Source organism: Caballeronia sp., from assembly GCF_028292365.1.
Lineage (GTDB): Bacteria > Pseudomonadota > Gammaproteobacteria > Burkholderiales > Burkholderiaceae > Caballeronia.
In genome coordinates this window covers 1-8,549 of record NZ_JAQGMM010000183.1, presented here as the reverse complement: position 1 = coordinate 8,549, position 8,549 = coordinate 1, and the positions used below count along the sequence as shown (strand labels likewise).

4 protein-coding genes are annotated in these 8,549 nt (G+C 60.4%); 1 reads left to right on the top strand and 3 read right to left on the bottom strand.

What is annotated here, in order from left to right:
* Nucleotides 1–1,091, bottom strand: a 1,091-nt coding sequence (gene argA, locus JWR14_RS11210; protein WP_299705930.1) for an amino-acid N-acetyltransferase, incomplete at its 3' end; no start/stop codon positions are given.
* A 1,138-nt stretch (nt 1,092–2,229) separates the two neighbouring features.
* Between argA and hrpA the strand changes: the two genes are divergently transcribed.
* On the top strand, nt 2,230–6,186 hold the full coding sequence (gene hrpA / locus JWR14_RS11205; RefSeq protein ID WP_299705928.1) for an ATP-dependent RNA helicase HrpA: 3,957 nt from the start codon (nt 2,230–2,232) through the stop codon (nt 6,184–6,186).
* A gap of 76 nt (nt 6,187–6,262) precedes the next feature.
* Here the strand turns inward: hrpA and JWR14_RS11200 are convergent, their stop codons facing one another.
* Complete coding sequence (locus tag JWR14_RS11200) at nt 6,263–6,814, bottom strand: outer membrane protein assembly factor BamE (protein ID WP_299705925.1); 552 nt, start codon at nt 6,812–6,814, stop codon at nt 6,263–6,265.
* 89 nt (nt 6,815–6,903) lie between these two features.
* Nucleotides 6,904–8,549 (bottom strand): YadA family autotransporter adhesin (locus tag JWR14_RS11195; RefSeq protein ID WP_299705922.1); only part of this gene is annotated, 1,646 nt, incomplete at its 5' end.

The window sequence follows — 8,549 nt, the reverse complement described above, 5'->3', positions numbered from 1 at the left end:
ACGCAGCCGAACAGCACGCCATCGTGCTCGATCACCGAGAAATGGTCGATATCACGCTCAATCTGATGCCGGCCGCGCCGCACGAGCGTGCCGTCCATTTCCAGCGGTTCGATCAGCGTCAAAATCCCGCCGACGTCATCCGGCGTCGCTTCGCGCAGGCTCTCGAGATTCTCGTATGAGATCATCGTGCCGACGCCGTCGTGCAGGAACAATTCGAGCAGGATGCTGCCGTCAAGCGCGTAGGGAATGATGTGCGCCCGCGCCACGCCGCCGCGACATGCGCGAATGGTGTGCTTCAGGTAGAACGCGGCGTCGCCTTGCAGCTCGCCGCTTTCGTGCAGCCTGTAAGCGTCGTCCAGCGACATTTCGCGCACCAGTTCGCCATTTTCATCGACGAGACCGGGGGTTTCGGTCAGGAAAATGATCTTGTCGGCGCGCAATGCAATGGCCGCCGCCGACGCCACATCTTCCATCGACAAATTGAACGCTTCGCCCGTCGGTGAAAAACCGAGCGGGGAGAGCAGGACCAGCTTGCTGCTGGTCAGCGAGTGTCGAATGGAATCGCCGTCGATCTTGCGCACCACGCCGGTGTGCTGAAAATCGACGCCGTCGAGAATGCCGACCGGCCGCGCTGTCACAAAATTGCCCGACACCACGCTGATGTGCGCGTGCGCCATCGGCGTGTTCGGCAAGCCCTGGCTGATCGCCGCTTCGATGTCGAGGCGCACTTCGCCGGCGGCTTCTTTCGCGGATTCGAGCGCGCGGGCATCGGTGATACGTAAGCCGTGCGAAAACTCCGATTCCACGCCGTGCAGGTTCAATTGTTCTTCCACCTGGGGTCGCGAACCGTGCACGAGCACGACGTGAATGCCCATGGCGTGTAACAGCCCGACGTCCTGAACGAGCGCGTTCAGACGTCCTTCCTGTACCAGTTCGCCGCCGAACGCGACCACGAAGGTCTTGTTTCGGAACGCGTGAATATAGGGTGCGACGGAGCGCATCCATTCCACGAACTGGCCGTGTTCATCAGGCGCTTCAGGCTCGGCGATAACCGGCGGAGACGCGGCGGGGAGGTCGGTTTGAGAATTCATGCCGGGATTATAATGCCGTGCTATGCCGAATGTTTCCAAACGTCCCGCCGATGCGGACAAGCTTGACCCCCAGGAGCAGTTGAAAAAGCTGCGTGAAGCGCTGCTGCGCGATGCAGCGGCGCGCGAAAGCGATGGGGAAAATGAGGGGGAGGATTCCGCCGATAACGCCGTCAACCGCAAGAAGGAAGCGGCTGCGCGGCGGTTTGCGGGTGCCTCGGACAGCTCTGCTACCGGTGCTTCCAAAGCAGCGGCAGGGGGGGCGAGTGGAAGTTCAGCTTCCTCGCAGACTGCGAAGAAAAATGTTCAAAAGGGCACTGGGGGTTCGCCTCCGCCTTTCTCTTCGTCTTCGCCTCAGCGTTCTCCGTCGTCTTCCCGCGATGAACCGAAAAAGCCATCGAGTGCGGCTCAGACGCCCCGGGAGCCCGCGCAGCGAAAAGACGAGCGCGGTGGTCTGCACTTGTTATCGACTTTATTGTCCGAGAAGGCGGCGAGTCCTGTCGTTTCATCGCATTCCGGCGATCAGCGCAATCAGGGCGCGAATGAACGCGTTTCGAGTCAGGGTGATTTATCGGTGGCGAAACGGGCCGGCGTCAAGGTTCCCGTAACTGAACCATCCAAACCTCGCAGTCATCCCGCCGCTGACGCTTTCGCAGGACAGCGGGCGGCGAGTGAGCGTCCGGCACCGGCCGGAGCGGGTCAACGAGAACCGGAATCTCGTATCGATGACCGCGGCACTGCTGGCCAACCGGCAACCGGTACCCGGGCGCAAGAGCGCCGGACTCAGGACGGGAAAGCCGCGCGCGGTCAAGAACGGGCACCGGACGTTAAACACACGACGCATGGCATCCGTTCGCAAGCGCTTCCGGGCGGGTTGAAGAAGCCTGTGGCTGATCAAGAATCAGCGCCCGACGTAGTTCAATCCGCAATTCATCCTAAACCAGTCATTGTCGATGCCCGTCCGGAACACCGCGAACGGGGCGCGAAGGTGGGGCGCAATCCCGAAGGGCCGCGAGATAACGCACAAGCGACGACCGCTTCAGGCTCGCAGTTGCCTCGGAATCGACCAGCTGTGAAAGTTCAGGGCGCACGACCGCCCAAAGAAGCACGTGCATCCCAAAACGCTCAGCAGCGCTCGAGCGTGCAATCCGACGTGCAATCCAATGCCCCAAGCGCACCGCGTCGCGACACGCCGCGTCCGCGCCGAGTGGTCGAGCCGAACCCCATTCCGCCGATTCGTTTCCCGGAAACGCTGCCCGTCTCCGCTCGGCGCGATGAAATCGCTGCCGCGATCCAGGCAAACCAGGTCGTCATTGTCAGCGGCGAGACGGGCTCCGGAAAAACAACGCAGCTACCCAAGATCTGTCTGGCCCTCGGCCGAGGCCTTGGCGCAGGCGGCTCAGGGCTGATCGGTCACACGCAGCCACGTCGCATCGCGGCATCGGCGACAGGACGGCGGATCGCTGAAGAACTCGGTACGCCGTTCGGCGAAGTGGTCGGCTACAAGGTGCGCTTCACGGATAACTTGTCGCCGGGTGCGTCGGTGAAACTGATGACCGACGGCATTTTGCTGGCTGAAACGCAGACCGATCCGCTGCTCGCCGCCTACGACACGATCATCATCGACGAGGCGCACGAGCGCAGCCTGAACATCGACTTCCTGCTCGGATATTTGCGCGAGATCCTGCCGCGACGTCCGGATTTGAAGGTGATCGTGACATCGGCGACGATTGATGCCGACCGTTTCGCCCGTCATTTCGGCAGCGATGAAAAACCGGCGCCGGTGATCGAGGTGAGCGGGCGGCTCTATCCGGTGGAAGTGCGCTATCGCCCAGTCGAAGAGGACAGCCCGGCTGTGAAAGCCGCGCAGGGAACCACGCCCGGCACGCAGCAAAAGGATCGGCCGGATCGTCCTAAAAACCAGCGTGAAAACGATCGCGATCTGATGGAAGCGATCGTTGACGCCGTCGATGAACTCTGCCGCGAAGGTCCCGGCGACGTCCTCGTCTTTCTCCCCGGCGAACGCGAGATTCGCGACGCCGCCGAAGCGTTGCGCAAACACCATCCGCCGCACACGGAAATCCTGCCGCTGTTCGCACGTCTTTCCGCGGCCGAGCAGGAGCGCGTGTTCAAGACATCGAACGCGCGGCGCATCGTGCTGTCGACGAACGTCGCCGAAACCTCGTTGACGGTGCCGGGGATTCGCTACGTCGTCGATACCGGCTTGGCGCGCGTAAAACGCTATTCGTACCGCAACAAAGTGGAGCAATTGCAGATCGAACCGATCTCGCAAAGCTCGGCGAACCAGCGCGCCGGTCGTTGCGGACGCGTGGCCGACGGCGTGTGCATTCGTCTCTACGAAGAAGACGATTACAACCTTCGCGTGCGTTTTACAGATCCGGAAATCCTCCGGTCATCGCTGGCCGCGGTGATCTTGCGGATGAAGTCGCTGCACCTGACGGCCATCGAAACGTTTCCGTTTCTCGAACCGCCGCCGGGACGTGCGATCGCTGATGGCTATCAACTGCTGAACGAACTCGGCGCCGTCGATGACGACAACGCGCTCACGCCGCTCGGCCGCGAACTCGCGCGTTTGCCGCTCGATCCGCGCGTCGGCCGGATGATTCTCGCCGCGCGCGATCATCAGTCGTTGCGCGAAGTGTTGATCATCGCCAGCGCGTTGTCCGTTCAGGACCCGCGCGACCGGCCGATCGAGGCTCAGGAGCAAGCGGATCTGGCGCACAAGAAATTTGCCGATGAGCGCTCCGAATTCCTGCAGTGGACAAAAATCTGGGCGTGGTTCGAGGATGCAATCACGCACAAAAAGTCGAACAAGCAGCTTACCGATGCGTGCCGCGCGAACTTTTTGAACCACGTGCGTTTGCGTGAATGGCGCGATGTGCATTCGCAGTTGCTGACCGTTGTGCGTGAACACGGCTGGCGCCTGAATGAATCCGAAGCGACGTTTGAGCAGATTCATCTCGCTTTGCTGACGGGTTTGCTTGGCAACGTGGGCCTGAAAGCCGATGACGAGCCGTATTACCTCGGCGCACGCGGCATCAAGTTTTATCTGTGGCCGGGTTCGGCGTTGTTGAAGAAGGCGGGGCGCTGGGTTGTAGCGGGCGAACTCGTGGAAACGAGCCGGCTATACGCACGCTGTATCGCGAAGATCGAGCCTGAATGGCTTGAGCAAGTCGGCGCGCATTTGCTGCGTAAATCGATTTCCGAGCCGCATTGGGAAAAGAAGGCCGCGCAAGTTGCGGCGTTCGAACGCGCAACGTTGCACGGCCTGACTGTCTACGCACGTAGGCGGGTGAGTTTTGGCAAACAAGATCCGGAGCGAGCGCGTGAATTGTTCATTCGCGGCGCACTCGTGGACGGCGAGTTCGAGACCAAGCTGCCGTTTTTCGCGCACAACCGCAAGCTGCTGGCGGACATCGAACAGCTGGAGCACAAGTCGCGTCGGCAGGATGTGCTTGTCGACGACGAATTGATCTTCGGTTTCTACGATTCGCTTGTGCCGAAGGGCATCTATTCGGGCGCGGCGTTTGAGCGTTGGTATCGCGATGAGGAAAAGAAGGAGGGCGCGTCACGCCGATTGTTCCTCTCACGCGACGACCTGATGCGCCACGAAGCCGCCGGGATCACAACCGATCTGTTCCCGAAACGGATGACGATGGCCGGCATCGAAATGACGCTGACTTATCATTTCGAGCCCGGTTCTCCTCGCGACGGCGTGACGTTGACCGTGCCGCTGTTTGGGCTGAACCAAGTCGATGCCCGCCGTTCCGAATGGCTGGTTCGCGGCATGTTGAAAGAGAAAATCCAGCTGCTGCTGAAGTCGTTGCCGCAGAAATTACGGCGCCACCTCGTGCCATTGCCCGAATTCTCGGCTGGCGTGGTCGAGCGGCACAGCGGCAAGACGTTTGGCGCGGGTGGTCTGCTCGAAGCGCTGATCGCCGACATTCGCGAGCAGACGCAGATCGCGATGAAGCCGTCGGATTTCAAGCTTGAAACGCTGCCGGCGCATTTGTTCATGAACTTCAAGGTCATCGACGAACATGGGCGGCAACTTGCGATGGGCCGTAACCTTGCTCAGTTGCGTACCGAATTAGGGGGCCAGGCACAGCAACATTTCCAAAAGCTCGCTGCGGGCGCGACATTGGATATTGGTGGTGACGCGGCCGCGCCAGCGACGCGAAACGCTTCGGCATCCGATTCTTCGGGTGGCAGTTCAGGTACCGCGCTCTACGAAAACCTCACCACATGGGATTTCGGAAAGCTGCCTGAATTGCTTGAAATTCGGCGGCGCGGTCAGACCTTGTTCGGCTATCCGGCGTTGGTCGATCGCGTAACGCATTGCGACGTTGAAGTATTCGATTCACCGGAAGAGGCGGCACGAATTCATCGCGCTGGTTTGCGTCGGTTGTTTGCATTGCAACTGCGTGAGCCGATCCGGTATCTCGAGCGCAATCTGGGCGGATTGCGCGAGATGTCGCTGCAATACATGGCGCTGGGTTCACAGGAAGAGTTGGGCAGCCAGATCATAGAAACGGCGTTGGATCGTGCATGCCTGCAGGATCCGCTTCCCGATAACGACGCTGATTTCTATGCACGGCGCGATCAGGGCAAGAGCCGGTTGACGCTGCTGGCGCAGGAAATTGCGCGGTTGGCTGGGCAGATACTGGCGGACTATGCAACGGTTTCGAAGAAACTGACGCAGGTCAAATCGTTCGGTGCACCGTACGCTGATATGGCCGGGCAATTAAACGCGCTGATCGGCAAGCGATTTATTATCGATACACCTTATGCGCAGTTGTCCCACTTCCCGCGTTATCTGAACGCGATAGCGTTACGTATCGACAAGTTGAAGGCGGATGCGGTGCGGGACGCGCGGTTATCGGCGGAAATTGCGCCGCTGCTGCAAAACTATCAGCGAGCGATTGCGCAACGCGGCGGGGTGGCGGATGCGCGATTAAGCGAATACAGATGGTTGCTGGAAGAGTTGCGCGTGTCGTTGTTTGCGCAGGAACTTCGGACACCCATGCCAATTTCGGTTAAGCGTTTGTACAAAGTATGGGAATCGATGCAACGGTAGTGCGTGTGAGAAAGGCATGTGAAAAAGCGCGAGACTCGGCGGCTAGCCGGCTCGCGCTTCAAGGGCTTCTACACTGTTACTTCGTTGTTGCGCTTGGGGTCTCAACGACTTCGAGACTTAAAGGCGCTGCCGTCAAAACGCTGACTTCGGCATTTACCGGACCGCTAGCTTCGGTGCTGACAGTAGCGACCGAGTATTTCTGCCATTTTCCGTCGGCCAGGGTTTCCACGTTGTCGCCGCATTTTCGATAGAAATTGCGAGCTAAATCCCGCGAGGCGAATACGGCCTTCAACTGGCAGACCATTTGTGGTGCGCCAGCATCGTTCGTTACGTTCAGCACGTAGTCCCATTCACGAACGCCGAAGAATCCTTCCTGGAATTGCGGACGGCCCAGGAGAGACACGACCTGGTTCTTGTTCATGCCGGGCTTGAGCTTGCGCAATGCTTCCGTCAACGGATAGCTGCCACCGATATTCGACGCCGATTCCGGCGCCGGAAATACCAGTTCGTCCTGACTGCCATTACTGGACAACCGGCTGCCCGTGCCGCAGCCCGACAACAAAAGGGCCGCGACGAGTGAAGCGGCGAAAGGAAGTGCACGCGATGGTTTGCGGAGGGTGAAGTTCATCTCTTGATCGGATCCGTTGTTTTCATTAACTCGATGTCGCGGGCATTTTCAGCTCGCCCGCGACACTACCTCTGCCTGACTGCTCTGGCTTACCAGTGCATTCCGGCGCCAACCGACACGCCGAAGTTACCGCGCGTGCTCGTCGTGCCGCTGACCTTGTAGGCCCAGATGCCGTTCTCGGAAAGCTGCGAAATGCCGACAGCAACCGCTGATTGACCACCATAGGTGCCACCGCCCAGGGCCACCATGCCGCGGCCTGGCAACACTGCCTGCGGCAGACCGGCGACCGCAAGTGCCGATGCCGTGCCTGCGTAGGCATCGCGACGAGCGCCTTCGGACTTTGAGTCGGTATAGTCGTTGGCCGACTTGAGCGTACTGCCGGCGCTTTGGTTCAGCTGGTTGACGTTGACCGCGTCGGTGCCTTGCGTGCCGGCTGCGACATTCGCGATCTGGCGTTCGCTGCCTGCTGCTCCAACCGAAACCGTATTCGCACGATCCGCGACCGAGTTTTGGCCGAGCGCGACTGAATTGGTTGCAGTTGCTTGCGCGCCGTTACCCATTGCAACAGAGCCAGCGCCCGACGCCACTGAATTTTGGCCGAGCGCGATGGCGCTGTCGGCGGAAGCTTGCGCGCCGTTACCCATTGCAACTGAACCGGCACCGCTTGCCAGTGCGTTTTGGCCCGTTGCCGTAGCGTTGTCAGCGGTAGCCTGGGCGCCATTACCCATTGCAACTGAGCCAGCGCCCGTTGCCAGTGCCTTTGCACCTAACGCAATCGCATCTGCGCCGGTCGCTGATGCCGCGTCCGTATTGCGATCGCCGTTTGCGCTGAAGAGGGGATCCTTCGCATCAATGACCGCGTTATTCACCGCTTCGCTGACTGCGCTGTTCACCGCATTAGTGACAGCATCGCCGACTGACGCGTTCACCTGACCAATTGCGTCATTCAACTGGCCGACGTTCACCGCGTCAGTGGTATCGACGCCCGCTGCGACGTTATGAAGTGCCGTTCCGCTTGTGCCTTCGAGCGTCACGCTGTCATGGTTGACAGAGCCGTCGGCGTTGCGATCGTATTTGACCGCGCCATCGGACGCTGCAGTTGCCGTTGCAACAGCTGCTGCTGACTGATCGCTGACCGCTTTCAACTGCGCAACGTTGACCGCGTCCGAGTCCAGCGCACCTGCTGAAACGCCGCTGATCGTGCGGTTACCAACGTTGACTTCACCCGATGATGTCTGCGGTGCCGTCAGGCCGTAAGCCTTATAGTCAGGTTGTGCACCGGTGGTGGTTGCCGATCCTGCGCCGAGCGCTACGCTGTTCTCATGGTTCGCAATGGCGTTGTTGCCAATAGCGATCGAGTTGGCGAACGCGGCGTTTGTTTGCGCGCCGAGTGCGATGCTGCCTGTACCGATTGCACTTGCGGCTTGGCCGACGGCGACGGCGTCCGCCGCGGAGATCGAATCCGCTCCCACCGCGACGGAATTCGGGCCAGCGGCGGTGGAGAATTTGCCTGCTGCCACGCTATTTACGCCGTGTGCGACTGCGGAAGCACCGACGGCGGTTGCTCCGTCGGCCACCGCCATGGCACTCGCGCCCATTGCGGCCGACTGTTCGCCGGTAGCTGAGGCGCTATTGCCGAAGGCGATTGAGTCGACGCCGATTGCCCTGGCATTGGTGCCAATGGCCGCTGCATTTTCCGCACTAGCGGCGGCAAAGCCAACGGCTACAGCGTTGT